The 14220-nt window shown below is 71.1% G+C and carries 7 protein-coding genes; all 7 read left to right on the plus strand.

Features of this window, described 5'->3' with window-relative positions; all coding sequences use genetic code 11:
- Positions 1-574: 574 nt before the first annotated feature.
- From ACZ61C_RS28415 to ACZ61C_RS28445, 7 genes are read left to right on the plus strand one after another with little or no spacing between them, the layout of a single operon-like run.
- The gene (locus ACZ61C_RS28415) at positions 575-5515 is read left to right on the plus strand and encodes an amino acid adenylation domain-containing protein (RefSeq protein WP_465310897.1); all 4941 of its coding nucleotides are present in this window, start codon (positions 575-577) and stop codon (positions 5513-5515) included.
- A 1-nt stretch (position 5516) separates the two neighbouring features.
- Positions 5517-10016, plus strand: coding sequence for an amino acid adenylation domain-containing protein (locus ACZ61C_RS28420; protein ID WP_465310898.1), 4500 nt, complete (start codon positions 5517-5519; stop codon positions 10014-10016).
- Between the two features lie 18 nt (positions 10017-10034).
- Entirely contained in the window at positions 10035-10235 is a 201-nt protein-coding gene (locus tag ACZ61C_RS28425) for an MbtH family protein (protein WP_465310899.1), read from the plus strand.
- 43 nt (positions 10236-10278) lie between these two features.
- A complete protein-coding gene (locus tag ACZ61C_RS28430; protein ID WP_465310900.1) occupies positions 10279-11496 on the plus strand; it encodes an MFS transporter in 1218 nt (405 codons plus the stop codon).
- Positions 11497-11506: 10 nt separating this feature from the next.
- Positions 11507-12181 (plus strand): class I SAM-dependent methyltransferase, encoded by a 675-nt coding sequence (locus tag ACZ61C_RS28435; protein ID WP_465310901.1) that lies wholly within the window; start codon positions 11507-11509, stop codon positions 12179-12181.
- A gap of 28 nt (positions 12182-12209) precedes the next feature.
- Entirely contained in the window at positions 12210-12971 is a 762-nt protein-coding gene (locus ACZ61C_RS28440; protein WP_465310902.1) for a thioesterase II family protein, read from the plus strand.
- 43 nt (positions 12972-13014) lie between these two features.
- Positions 13015-14208 carry a cytochrome P450 gene (locus ACZ61C_RS28445; protein ID WP_465310903.1) on the plus strand — a complete coding sequence of 398 codons (1194 nt, stop codon included), beginning with the start codon at positions 13015-13017 and terminating at the stop codon, positions 14206-14208.
- The last annotated feature ends 12 nt before the right edge of the window (positions 14209-14220 follow it).

Here is a 14220-nt window from a genome sequence, read left to right on the forward strand (position 1 = left end):
GTCTCTGTCACAAACGCATATTCGACTATTTCAAGAGGCTCATTCGACAACTTGGTTTCATGACCGTCACCCGAAAGGCCCCCTCCCTGAGTCGCTGCCGCACCGGGTGCCACCCGGCTCCGGCGGCGCTTCGACCACCGTGCGGACGACGTACCCGCATATCACCGTGACCAGCAAAAACGAGGATAAGTGTCGCCATCCTCGCTTTCCGCACCCTGTCTGATTGCCTTTTCGCCAGCACTGACCAGTCCCACTCCGGGTAGTGCATACGGCGGACTCGGAGACGCGCGAACAGCGGGGGTCTAATCGGGTGATGTGCCAAGGCCGAGTAGCACGTCGATCAGGTCGTGGGTAGCATCGGATGAAGCGTGATCATCAAAACCGCTCGCGGGTCGAACCCGCACCGCCAGCAACCATCGTCCCCGTAAGAATGGGACATGGAATCCAGGTGAACCAACGGATCGTCGAGCAATTTCAGTCAGTTGAGCACCTTTACCGATACGCGCCCGATTCGTCCCGTCTCAGACATCCGACGACCAGGCCAACTCCGCATTCACAGGGGGATCCTTTCGGCATGCCCGTGAACTTGAACACGTTGCTGTCCGGCCATCCACCGCACTCGACAGCCGTCATCCACGAGGAACGCTCTCTCAGCTATGGCGAACTCGACGAAAGATGTAAAGAACTTGTGTGCGAGCTGGATCGCCACCAGGTTCACCACGGCGAGGCCGTAGCGGTTTCCTGCAGTGAACGCGTCAACGCATTGATCGCCCTGGTCGCGTGCCTGCAAAGGGAGGTCAACTACGTTCCGGTGGATCCGCTGGCACCGGCGAGCGTCAATGCCGGCATCTGCCGGGCGATGGGAGCCCGGCTGATCGTCCGGGAAGAGGAAAGCGGCCTCCTGCGCCTGGACGAATTGTCCGAAACGGCGGACCGCGCACCCCGTTCACCAGGTGCGGAAAACATCGCCTACACATTGCCCACTTCGGGGACGACCGGCGTACCGAAGGGTGTGCAGGTCTCCCGAACCGTACTGGCCGCACACCTCTCGTCGATACGGGAAACGTTCGGTGTGGTGCCCGGTGACCGGGTCCTGTGGTTTGCCGCGCCGCACGTGGACGTTTCGATCGAGCAGGCTCTTCTCCCGCTGAGCGTCGGTGCGACGATCGTCGCACGGAGCGCGGCACCCCCGAGGTTCGTCGAGCTCGCGGCGCTGCTGGCCCGCCATCGGGTCACCGTGGCGAACCTGCCTGCCGGGTACTGGAACGCCTTCGCGCTCGCACTGCGCCCCGAAGACGTCGCCGCGTGCTCCGGGCTTCGCTTGATGATCTCGGGCAGCGAACGGATGTCCCCCGGTTCGGTGCGGGCCTGGCAGGAAAAGCTGCCGCACGTTCCGCTCGTCAACGCCTACGGCCCCACCGAATGCGCGATCACGGCGACGACCTACCACGTGCCGGAAGCGTTTCCCCCGGACGTGACCGACGTCCCGATCGGCTCGGCCTGCGGCGAACGGTCTCTGTACGTGGTGGACGAGCACCTGGACCCGGTACCCGATGGTGAGCCGGGTGAACTGTGCGTCGGCGGCCCGCTGCTGGCCGACGGCTACCACGGCGACTCCGAAGCGACCGACGCGGCGTTCGTGCCGGACCCCTTCGCCGACGACGACCACGCACGGATGTACCGCACGGGTGACCTCGTCCGCCGCTCCCCCGCCGGAAACCTGGACTTCCTGGGACGGATCGACGACCAGGTCAAGATCCGCGGTTTCCGGGTCGAGCCCGCACGAACCGCACAGGTGCTGGAGCGGCATCCCGCCGTGCGGTCGTGCGCCGTGCTCGGCCGCCCCGCGCCGAGCGGCGGCACCGTACTCGTCGCCTACGTCGTGGCGCCGGACTGCGACGCCGCAGAACTCTTGGCGCACGCGGAAAAGGCGCTGCCTCCGCCGCAGGTTCCCCGAGTCCACCTTCTGGATGCGCTCCCGCTCACCGCGGACGGGAAGCTCGACCGCCGCGCGCTGCCGGAGCCCGCCGACGAGCCGGAGCCGGCCACGTCGAGGCCCCTGACCTCCACAGAAGCCCGGCTCGCCGCGGTCTGGCGCGAGGTCCTCGCCGTTGACCAGGTGGGCCCCGGCGACAACTTCTTCGCGCTGGGCGGCGACTCACTCCGTGCGCTGACCACCATCGCCCGCCTGACCGAAGAGTACGGCGCCGACGTTCCCGCCCAAGCCGTCTTCTCCGCGCCGACTCTCGCGGACCTCGCGGTGGAGCTCGACCAGGTCGGCCCGTCTGCCGCGGCCGCGGTGCCCGAGACACGAGCCGGAGACCACGAGCACGCGCTGTCCAGCGGCCAGGAATCGTTGTGGTTCCTGAACAGCTGGGCTCCGGACAGTCCCGTCTACAACGTGCCGTGGTGCTTCCACCTGGACGGGCCGGTGGATCCCGGGCTGCTGGAGCAGTCCCTCAACGCACTGGTTCGGCGGCACGCGCCCCTCCGCTCGGCGTTCCCCAGCCCTTGGGGCGAACCGCGCCGGACGGACCTGCCTGACCTGTGGGTGCCGCTGGAGCGGCACGACCTGCGCGACGCCGGTCCCGAAGACGCCGCCGCGATCGTCCGGCAGGCCGCCCGGACACCGTTCGACCTGGCCCGGGGCCCGCTGATGCGGACCGTCCTCCTGCGCCGTGGTGAGGAGGAGTCCGACCTGATGGTCGTCGTCCACCACATCGTCTGGGACGAGCTGTCGCTCGCGGTGTTCGAGGCCGAGCTGGCGGAGATCTACACCGCGGGCGGCCGAACCCCGCTCCCCCCGCTCCGCCGGCAGTACCAGGACTTCGTCGAGCTCCGGGCGAACCGAGCGGAAACCGACGTGTTCCACGACGATGTCGCCTACTGGCGACGACGGCTGGCCGGTCTGGCGCCGGTCCACGGCCTTCCTCGACCGGAAGACCAGGGTTACCGGGGCGACACCGTCACCTTCGGCCTCGACATCGAGACCACCCGGCGGATCCGCGCTCTGGCTCGCGCCGAGGGAGTCACCCCCTTCCTGGTCCTGGCCACGGCCTGTGCCGTGGTGCTGGGCGAGCGCGCTCGGCAGGACGACATCGTCCTCGGCACTCCCGTCAGCGGCCGCCCGGCCGGCTTCGAGGGCCTCGTCGGCTACTTCGTCAACCTGATCGCGCTGAGGTTCGACCTCGGCGGGCACCTCGGCTTCCGGGAGCTGCTGCGCAAGGTCCGCACCACCGTCCTGCCGGACTTCGGTCACCAGGACGTGCCCTTCGACGTCGTCGAACGTGCTGTGCACAGCCAAGAAGGCCATCGCGAACCACTGGTGCGGGTCGCCTTCGAGATGCACACCCACGAACACCGCGACATCCGGCTCGGGCCGGTGACCGCGACTCGCGAGCTCGTGTCCACCGGAACCGCGAAGTTCGACCTCGGCTGGCAGGTGACCGATCACGGCGACGAACTGGACGGGGTCGTCGAGTTCAGCTCCGGCCGCTTCGACCGGGCGACCGCTCGGGCCGTGGTCGAGGACTGGACGTCACTGCTGGGCCGCGTCACCGCCACCGGGGACGACGCGCCGGACACGGACCGGAGGAGGAACTCCATGACTGCCCCGCCGCCCGACGCCGGAACGGCCCGGTGGAACGACACGGCGGCGGACTTCCCCCGCGCCACCACACTGCACGAACTGGTGCGCGCGGCCCTGCGCCGCGAGCCCGAGACCGTCGCCGTCGTGGCCGGCGACCGGGTCTTGACCCGAGGCGCTCTGGATTCGGCGACGGACGAGCTGGCGCGACGGCTGCGTGCGGCGGGAGTGACCCCCGGGACGGTTGTCGGCGTGCTCGCGGAACGCTCTCCGGAGCTGGTCGTGGCGCTACTGGCGGTGCTCAAGGCGGGTGCCGCCTACCTGCCCCTGGACCCCGAGTACCCGCCGGACCGGATCAGCGTGATGGTCACCGACGTCGACGCCCCGGTCGTCCTGTGCCAGAAAGCGCTCGCCGGGCTGGTTCCCCCCGGCGTCTCCGCGCTGCCGCTGGACGACGCACCTCGCGGTGGACCCGGCGGGGAGCTCCCCGCCGCGGCCGGGCCGCTCGACCCCGCCTACGTGATCTTCACCTCCGGATCCACCGGGCGGCCGAAGGCCGTGGTCACCCAGCACCGCGCGATCTGCAACCGGTTGAACTGGATGCAACGCCGCTTCCGGCTCGGCGCCGACGACGTGGTGCTGCAGAAGACCTCGGCCGGTTTCGACGTCTCGGTCTGGGAGTTCTTCTGGCCGCTGCTCACCGGGGCGAAGCTGGTGCTGGCCCGCCCCGGCGGGCATCGCGACCCCGCCTACCTGCGCGACGTCATCCGGGAGCACGAAGTCACGACCGTCCACTTCGTACCGTCCATGCTGGCGGCCTTCCTCGACCAGGAGGACGTCGACGGATGCCGGTCACTGCGCCGCACGATCTGCAGTGGTGAGGCGCTGCCGCCGGCGCTGGTCAACGACTTCCTCTCCCGGATGCCCGGCGAGCTGCACAACCTCTACGGCCCCACCGAGTCGGCGATCGACGTCAGCGCCTGGGAATGCCACCCCCTGCCCGCCGACGCGCGCGCGACACCGATCGGACGGCCCATCGACAACGTCCGGCTGCACGTGCTGGACGCCGACGGACGTCCGGTCGCGGCCGGCGACGAAGGCGAGCTGCACATCGGCGGCGCCGGCCTGGCGCTGGGGTACCTCGGCCGGCCCGCCCTCACGGCCGACCGGTTCGTGCCCGACCCGTTCTCCGACACGGGCGAACGCCTGTACCGCACCGGTGACATCGTCCGGCACCGCGACGACGGCGAACTGGAGTTCGTCGGACGGTACGACGACCAGGTCAAGATCCGGGGTCAGCGCGTCGAGCTGGGCGAGATCGAGGTGGTGCTCGAGCGCCATCCCCGGGTCGCGCGGGCGGCCGCGACGGTGCAGGACCACCGGGTGCACGCCCACGTGGTGCTCGCCCCGGGCCCGGCCCCGGCCGAGGGGGAACTGGTCACCCACGTGCGCACCATCCTCCCCGAACACATGGTGCCCACCGGGTGGTCGCTGCTGCCGGCTCTGCCGTTGACCGCCAACGGCAAGATCGACCGCACGGCACTGCGCGCCGCCCTCACCTCCGCCCCGATCGTGGCGACGCCCGCCACGGAAGGCGATCACGCCGTGGAGGACGTCCTCGCCAGAATCTGGTCGCTCGTGCTGGAGCTGCCCGAGCTGAGCCACGACCAGGACCTGTTCGCTTCCGGCGCCCACTCCCTGAACACCCTGCGGGCCCGGGCGCGGATCACGTTCGCCCTGCGCACCGAGCTCCCCATCCGGACCTACTTCGAGTCCAGGACGATCAGCGGGCAGGCCGGCCGGCTGCGGGAGCAAGCCGGTCCGGACTCGAAGATCGACGCGCGAGCGAGCGCGATCCGTGCCCTGCCGGCGATGGACGAAGCCGAATGGGTACGCGCGGTCGCCGAGATCAGCACGGAGGTGGGCTGAGATGACCGGCACCTGGATTCCCGTGACGAAGGCCGGCGCCACCACGGGACCGCTGGCCCCGGGCCAGCGAGCACTCTGGTTCCTCGACCGCTTCGCCCCGGGCACGGCGACTTACAACATCCCGTGGGCCCTGCGGCTGCGCGGGCCACTCGACACCCCGTTGCTGCAGCGCAGCCTCGACGCCGTGGTGCGGCGGCACGAAGCTCTCCGGACCACGTTCTCCGGTGCGCTGGGCGAGCCTCGCCAGGTGGTCCACCCGACGATGCCCGTGCCCGTCGAAGAGCACGACCTCCGCTCCGCCCGCGATCCCGCGGCCGCGGCGGCCGCCCGGCTGGAGGAGCTGGCGCGGCGCGGCTTCGACCTCGAACACGGCCCGCTGCTGCGCGCCGCGCTGGTGCGCGCGGAGGCCGGGGAAGCGACTTTGCTGGTCGTGTTCCACCACATCGTCTTCGACGAGCTGTCGACCGCGGTGTTCGAACGTGAGCTGAGCGAGCACTACGCCGCCGCGGCAACCGGGGCCGGGACGCTCCCGCGGCCACCGATGGTGCAGTACCTCGACTTCGCCCGGTATCAGCAGGACCTCGCCGGCGCACCGGAGGCCGCGAAGAGACTCGATCGGTGGCGCGAACGGCTCGCCGGCGCGCCGACTGTCCTGGAACTGCCCACCGACCGGCCTCGCCCGACGGTGCGGAAGTTCACCGGCGCCACCGTGTCCGCGGACCTGCCGGCCCCGGTCGCGGCGCGCGTGCGTGCGTTGGCGGCCGCCGAAGGCACCACGCCGTACGTGGTCCTGCTCGCCGCTTTCGCCGCCCTGTTGCGGCTCGACACCGGGCAAGAGGACCTCGTGATCGGCAGTCCGGCCGCAGGCCGCGACCGCTTCGAGTGGGAAGACCTGATCGGCTACTTCGTCACCATGCTGCCGCTGCGCGTCGACGCCGGGGGCGACCCGGCGTTCCGTGACCTGCTTCGCCGGGTCAACCTCGCCGTGCTCGACGACCTCGACCACCAGGAAGTGCCGTTCGAGTCCATTGTGGACGCCGTGCTCGCCGACCGCCCGGCCGACCACTCGCCGCTGGCGCAGGTGGTGTTCGGAATGCACGACGAGCGTTCCGCACACCGGGAGGTCACCCTCGGACCGGTGCGGGGCACGCGGCTGTCGCTGGACACCGGGACGGCCAAGTTCGACCTCATCTGGTCGGTGTCCGACCGGAGCACCGGATTCGGGGTGGAGGTCGAATACGACACAGCCCTGTTCGACGAAGCCACGATCGACCGAACCGTGCACCGGTGGCTGCTGTTGCTCGACGCTGTCACGCAGGACGTGCAGCAGCCGATCACCGCCCTCGACCTGCTCACGCCCGCGGACCGCACGATCGTCGGCCCCGTCGCCCCCGCGCCGACCGGCACGGCGGTCGCGCTGCACACCCGGTTCGAACAGGCAGCGGCACAGCACCCCGGCCGGGTCGCCGTTTCGGTGAACGGCGAGTCACGGACCTACGCGGAGCTCGATGCCGGAGCCAACCGGGTCGCCCATCGGCTGCGCGCGCTCGGCGTCGAACCCGGTGATCGGGTGGGACTGCGCCTCGAACCGTCCGCGGCCCAGGTCGAAGCCGTCCTCGGGGTGTTGAAGGCCGGTGCTGCCTACGTCCCGGTGAACCCCATGGATCCGGCCGAACGAGCGGACCTCGTCTTCACCGACGCCGGAGTCCGGCTGACCCTGTCCGACGAAGACGTCCACGCCGCGAGATCGGAACCGGCGGACAACCCCGGTATCGCCGTCTCGGCGGACGACCCGGCCTACGTCATCTACACCTCCGGCTCCACGGGCCGCCCCAAAGGCGTGGAGGTGACCCACCACAACGTGGTCGCCCTTTTCGACGCGACGTCGCCGGAATACGGGTTCGCCGCCGACGACGTCTGGACCGTGTTCCACTCCTACGCCTTCGACTTCTCGGTCTGGGAGCTTTGGGGCGCGCTGCTGCACGGAGCCCGCGCGGTGCTGGTGCCGTTCGCGGTCAGCCGCACGCCGGAGGAGTTCGCCCGGCTGCTGGCGGACGAGCGGGTCACCGTGCTCAGCCAGACCCCGTCGGCACTGGGGCAGCTCACCGCGGCGCTGGCCGAGCGGCCGCGAACGCTGCCGGACCTGCGGCTGGTCGTGCTCGGCGGGGAGGCCCTGCGACCGCACCACGTCGCCGGCTGGTTCCGGCACGCGGACGCGCCGAAGGCCCTGCTGTGCAACATGTACGGCATCACCGAGACCACGGTGCACGTGACCCGGCACGACATCGCCGGCCCGGAGGACTTCACCACCAGCGTGATCGGCCGGCCGCTCCCGCACCTGTCGGTCGCGGTGCTCACCCCCGCCGGGCAGCCGGCGCCGATCGGGATCACCGGCGAGATGTTCGTCGGCGGCACGGGCGTCGCCAACGGCTACGTGGGCAATCCCGGGCTGACGGCTCGGCGGTTCGTCACCAGCCCGGTCGCCGGTGACGGTTCGCGGTGGTACCGCTCGGGCGACCTCGCCCGCTGGCGGCCCGACGGCACTCTCGAGTACCGGGGCCGGTCGGACCACCAGGTCAAGATCCGCGGGTTCCGGATCGAGCCCGGCGAGATCGAACACGTGCTCGCCGAACACCCGGCGGTGACCGGATGCGCGGTGCTGCCCCGGACCGAGCCCGGCGGCGCGCACCAGTACCTGGTCGCCTACGCCGCGACCGGTGACGGGCACACCTCCTCGGCCGAGCTGCGGGCCCACCTCGTGTCCCGGCTTCCCGCACACCTCGTTCCCGCGGTGATCACCCCGCTGGCGGACCTGCCGTTGACCCCCAACGGCAAGCTCGACCAATCGGCTCTGCCCGCGGCCACGCGGACACCCGAGGAGCAGGTTCGCCACGAGCCACCGCGCACCGAGCGGGAACGGCTGCTGGCGCGGGTGTGGCAGGAAGTGCTGCGGGTGGAGCGGGTCGGGCGCACCGACAACTTCTTCGAGCTCGGCGGCGACTCGATCCGCAGTGTGGACGTCGCGGGCCGGATGCGCGCCCACGGGTTCGACCTGAGCCTGACAGCTTTGTTCGCCAGCCCGGTGCTGGCCGATCTGGCCGCGGCGGCCCTCCCGGTCGGCTCGGCCGGGGACGCGGTCCCGAGCGCGGCGTTCGACCTCGTCTCCGCCGGCGACCGGGCGCACCTGCCGCCGGACGTGGTCGACGCCTACCCGATGACGTCCATGCAGCTGGCGATGGTCTACCACATGGAGCTGGAACCGGGCCGCAGCCCGTACCAGAACGTGAACAGCTACCGGATGTCCGGCGCCTTCGACGAGCACGCGATGAGCGTCGCACTCGCCGAAGTCACCACCCGGCACCCGGTGCTGCGCACGTCGTTCGACCTGGTGTCCGCCGGCGTGCCGATGCAGCTCGTGCACGAGACGGCCACCGTCGACCTGACCGTGGAAGACCTGCGCGGCTTGGACTCCTCCACCCAGCACGAGCGCGTCGTCGAACTGGCGAACCGGGAGTGGGCCAAGCCGTTCGACGTGACTCGCGCGCCGATGCTGCGGGTGTTCATCCAGCGGCTCGCCGCCGGCACCTACCAGTTCACCCTCGTCGAACACCACGCCATCCTCGACGGCTGGAGCTTCACCTCGCTGCTGGCCGAGCTCCTGCGCCGGCACGCCGAACTGCGCGACGATCCCCGGCCCCGGCCGGCACCGGAGCCCGTCACCTCGTTTCGCGACTACGTCGCGCTGGAGCGGGCGACGGCGGAATCGGCGGCCTCGAAGCGGTTCTGGGCCGACCGGCTCGCCGGGGTCCGGCCGACCACGTTGCCCCGCACCGGCAGCAGCGATGCGCGCGCGGCCGACTCGGGAGTGCTGGAGCGCGAGCTGCCCGAAGCCCTGGGCGCCCGGCTTCGGCGGTTCGCGGCCGAGCACGGCGTAGGGGTCAAAAGCGCCGCGCTGGCGGCCCACGTCGTGGCACTGGCCAAGCTCACCGGCGACCGCGAAATCGTCACCGGGCTGACGGTCAACGGACGGCCGGAAGACGACACCGGCACCGATGCCAAAGGCGTGTTCCTCAACACCGTCCCCCTCCGCGCCGTTCCGGCCCCCGACTGGCCCACCCTGGTCCAGGACCTCCACCGGCAGGAGACCGAACTGCTTCCCCACCGGCGCACGCCGCACAGCGAGATCGTCCGGCACCTGGCCGGTCCCGCGCTGGAGTGCAGCTTCACGTTCAACCGGTTCCACGCGCTCGGCGCACTGTCCACATCGGACGCCGCGATCATCGACCCGCGACTGGGTGTGGAACCGACCGTGCGCCGCGAGCCGAACCACTTTCCGCTCAACGTGGCGCTCGTCCAGGACCCGGGCTCGGACCGGTCACTGCTGATCGCCGACAGCGGCACCCAGGCGCTGTCCGCCGAGCAGCTGCACCGCTACGCCGCCGACTACGCGACCGCTGTGGACGTCATGACCGGCGCCCCGTGGTCGGCCCCCTTCGCCTGACGAGCACCGGAGGATCCCGTGCACGAAAACCGACAGTTCGCCGTCGTCGTCAACGACCACGCCCAGTACTCCGTCTGGCCCGCGGACACCGAGCCGCCCGCGGGCTGGCACGCCACCGGCACCACCGGGACCCGGCCGGAGTGCCTGGAGCAGATCGACCGGGTCTGGACGGGTCTGCGGCCCGAATCCCTGCGCACCGCGAGCGGGGCATCCCGCTGATGCCCCGGTCGAGCGCCTTCGGCCGGCCGGGAGGAGGGTTCGGATGCTGCGCGATCCCGCGTTCCGCGTGCTGTTCTGCTTCCAGGTGCTGACCGGCTTCGCCAGCAACAGCCTGTTCCTCTCGCTGGGGGTGTGGGCCAAGGACCTGACCGGCAGCAACTCCGCGGCGGGGCTGGTGTTCTTCTGCGTGGTCCTGCCGGTGGCCTTCGGGCCGCTGATCGGGTACGCCGTCGATCACCTTCGCCGCAGATCGGTGCTGCTGACCGTCAACTGTGCCGCGGTCGTCCTGGTGCCGTCGCTGCTGCTGGTGCGCTCGGTCTCGAGCCTGTGGCTGATCTACGTCGTGGCCGGCGCGTACGGCCTCGCCGCCGTCTTCCTGCGGTCCGCCCAAGCCGGAATCGTCAAGACCCTGGTCGCCCACGACGACCTGGCCGTCGCCAACGCCTACCTGCGTTCCGCCGGGGAGGTGATGCGGGTCGTCAGTCCCTTGTTCGGGGTCGGGCTGTACGCCTTCCTCGGGGGCCGCACCCTGGCGCTCGTCGTCGCGGTCGTGTTCCTGCTGGCCGCGGTCACGCTGCTCCGGCTACGGGTCGCCGAGGCCGCGCCCGCGTCCGCCGACGTCCCGCGGAGTGTGGTGCGGAGGGTCGGCGCCGGGCTGACCCACCTGTGGTCCCAGCCGCGGCTGGTGGTGATGACGACCGCGATCGGCCTGGCGTTCGGGGTCGTCGGGTTCTTCGACAGCTCGGACTTCGCCGTCGTCAGCGAAGGGCTGGGCAAGCCCGCGTCGTTCCTGGGCGTGCTCACCAGTGTCCAAGGCGTCGGCAGCGTGGCCGGCGGCGCCACCGCGGCGGTGCTGATCAGGCGGCTCGGCGAGTCCGCGACCGCCGGGGCCGGGCTGGCCGGGATGGCCTTGGGCGCGCTCGGCATGACCCAGCAGTCGCCGGTCGTCGTGTTCGCGGCGTTCGCCGCGTTCGGCGTCGGGGTGCCCTGGCTCGTCGTCGGTTACACCACAGCCTGGCAACGGGACACCCCACCCCACCTCGTCGGCCGGGTCGCCACCGCCGCCGACCTGTCGATCCTGGGCCCGCAAGCACTTTCCATCCCGGTCGGCGCACTGCTCATCGAAGCCGTGCCCTACCGCCTGCTGCTGGCCGTCTGCTTCGTGGTGCTGCTCACCGCCGGCGTCACCCTCGTCCTGCGGCGCCGAACGGACGCTCGACCCGGCGTCCGCTCGGAAACTTCTTCGTCAACGTCCAGTTAGGAGTCTGCCCATGTCCCGCCAGAAAGGCACCGGCCCCGGCGCGTTCAGCCCCGAAGGTGACCCCGTCGAGCTGTACTCCATCCTCCGCGCCGGTCGCACGCCCGACGTCGTCAACAGCGCGCTGCCGCCTTCGGCGTTCGTGCTCGAGCTCGGCGCCGGCGCCGGTCGGCTGACCCATCCGCTCGTCGAGCTCGGCCACAAGGTCGTCGCCGTCGACCACAGTCCCGACATGCTCGCCCACATCCGCGGCGCCGAGACCGTGTGCGCCGAGATCACCGACCTCGACCTCGGCACCCGCTTCGACGCGGTCGTGCTGGGTTCCTGCCTGGTCAACCTCACCGACGCCGAGGTGCGGTACGAGATGCTCGCGACCGCGCGCCGGCACGTCCGGGACGGCGGCCAGGTCATCATCGAACGCGCGCTGCCCGAATGGTTCACCGGGGTCGGTGAACCCCGGGAATGGGACGAGCTGACCGCGACGCTCGTGCGCGCCGACCACCTGACCCCGCACCTCGTGCGCGCCCTCATGCACTACAGCTGGCGGGGCCGGGAGTGGACCCACCTGCAGCACGTGCAGTTCCTCGACGACGCCGAGCTGGACCTGTACCTCACCGCCACCGGGCTGGGCCGAGCCGGCTGGCTGACCGACGACATGTCCTGGTGCACCGCCGCTCCCGTGTCCTGACCGACCGCCCCGGAAGGAGCAGAAGACCATGCCGAACCCGGCCACCCGGGGCGACTGGTTCTGGTTGCCCGAACCCCGGCCGGACGCCGCTGTCCGGCTCTACTGCTTCCCGCACGCCGGCGGCGACGCACCGGCCTTCGCCGACCTCGCCCGCGAACTGCCCGAGCAGGTCGAGGTCTGGGCCCTGCGCATGCCCGGCCGCGCCGGACGGGCCCACCACCCACCGCCCCCGACGTTCGACGCACTCCTCGACTCGGTCACGCACGCGGTCGTGACATCCCTCGACCGGCCCTGGGCCGTACTGGGACAGAGCATCGGCGGCCTGCTCGCCTACGAGACGGCCCGCGCCCTCGCACCGGTGTCCGCCCCGCTCGCCTGCACCGTGCTCGGGTTCGCCGCGCCCCACACCCTGGATTCGCCGGGTGGCACGACCGCCGCCGACGCCGACGAGCTCATCGACTTCCTGCTCGGTGACGACGACCACGCGGCGGCGATCCTGCGGCATCCGGTGCTGCGCGAACACGCCCGCCACGTCCTGCGCTCCGACCTGGGTCTGCTCGGCTCCTACCGCCATCGGGCCGAACCGGTCTACGGGCAGCCTCTGCACGTCGTGCGTGGCACCGACGACACCTCGTTGTCGCGCCGGGACGCCGAGGCGTGGCACGAGCTGTGCACGGGTCACGTCACCACGGCCGAGCTGCCGGCGGGCCACCTGATCCTGCAGTCGGGCGCGGCGGCGGTGCGCGCGGTGGCCCGTACCACGACCGAACTGCTCACCGCCCGGCTCTGAACCCCGGCGCCGGGCCCGCGCCCAAGACCTTCCAGGAGAAGCCATGACCGGAGTGGCCACCACCCTCGACCTCACCGATCCCGCGTTCTGGGCCGCCGAGGACTGCCACCGGGTGCTGCGCGAGCTGCGTCACGCGGCACCCGTGCACCTGATCGAATCCGCGGAAGAGGGACCACTGTGGTGCGTCCTGTCACACCGGCTCGCGAGCGCCGTGCTCAACGACGCAGCGACGTTCAGCTCGCAGAGCGGGTCCCTGCTCGGCGCGGGAAAAGGCAACACACCCGCCGGCGCCGGCAAGATGATGGCGCTCACCGATCCCCCGAAGCACCGCGACCTGCGCCGGCTCGTCCTGCCGTTCTTCACCAAGAGCAAGGCCACCGAACTCACCGGCCGGGTACACCAGCTGACGAGCGAAGTCGTCGAAGCCGCGATGGAGCGTGGCGACACCGACTTCGTGCGCGGCATCAGCACCGCGACGCCGCTGGCGGTGATGTGCGACCTGATCGGTGTCCCCGAAGGCGACCGAGACCACGTCGTCCGCCTGTGCGACGCGGCGTTCCTGGGCACCACGCCGGCCACCCGCAGCGCCGCGCACCAGAACCTGCTGCCGTACCTGTTCCAGCTGGCCCTTCGGCGTCGCGCCGACCCGCAGGACGACATCATCAGCACCCTGGCCACCCACCGCGTCGACGATGAGCTGCTCCCGCTCGAGGAGGTGCTGCTCAACTGCGACAACATCCTGGTGGGGGGAATCCAGACCGTCCGGCACACCGCCACGATGGCGATGCTCACGCTCATCGACCACCCCGAGGCGTGGGAGACCCTGGCCGCGCCGGGCTGCGATTCCGCGCTCGCCGTGGAGGAGCTGCTGCGGTGGACCTCGGTCGGCCTGCACGTGCTGCGCACGGCGACTCGCGACGTCGAGCTGGCGGGCCGGACCATCCGCGCCGGTGACCGGGTCGTGGTGTGGCCACCGGCGGCGAACCGGGACGAGACGGAGTTCGAGGCGCCGGACCGGCTGGACCTGCGCCGATCACCGAACCGCCATCTCGCGTTCGGCTGGGGTCCCCACTACTGCATCGGCGCCCCGCTGGCTCGTGTCGAACTGGCTTGCCTGTTCACGGTTCTCGCGCGACGAGCCGCACCGCCCGGCCTGGACGCCCCTCCGGAGTACAACCAGTCCATCATCAACTTCGGACTCGACACCCTGGAGGTGCGTCTCTCGCCACGTCGCTGACTCCCGGTTGAC

The sequence above is a fragment of the Amycolatopsis sp. NPDC104587 genome (assembly GCF_055583645.1).

Coding starts and splice junctions, on each gene's coding strand:
- ACZ61C_RS28415 (WP_465310897.1), top strand. CDS start 575: ATGCCCGTGAACTTGAACACGTTGCTGTCCGGCCATCCACCGCACTCG.
- ACZ61C_RS28420 (WP_465310898.1), top strand. CDS start 5,517: ATGACCGGCACCTGGATTCCCGTGACGAAGGCCGGCGCCACCACGGGA.
- ACZ61C_RS28430 (WP_465310900.1), top strand. CDS start 10,279: ATGCTGCGCGATCCCGCGTTCCGCGTGCTGTTCTGCTTCCAGGTGCTG.
- ACZ61C_RS28435 (WP_465310901.1), top strand. CDS start 11,507: ATGTCCCGCCAGAAAGGCACCGGCCCCGGCGCGTTCAGCCCCGAAGGT.
- ACZ61C_RS28440 (WP_465310902.1), top strand. CDS start 12,210: ATGCCGAACCCGGCCACCCGGGGCGACTGGTTCTGGTTGCCCGAACCC.
- ACZ61C_RS28445 (WP_465310903.1), top strand. CDS start 13,015: ATGACCGGAGTGGCCACCACCCTCGACCTCACCGATCCCGCGTTCTGG.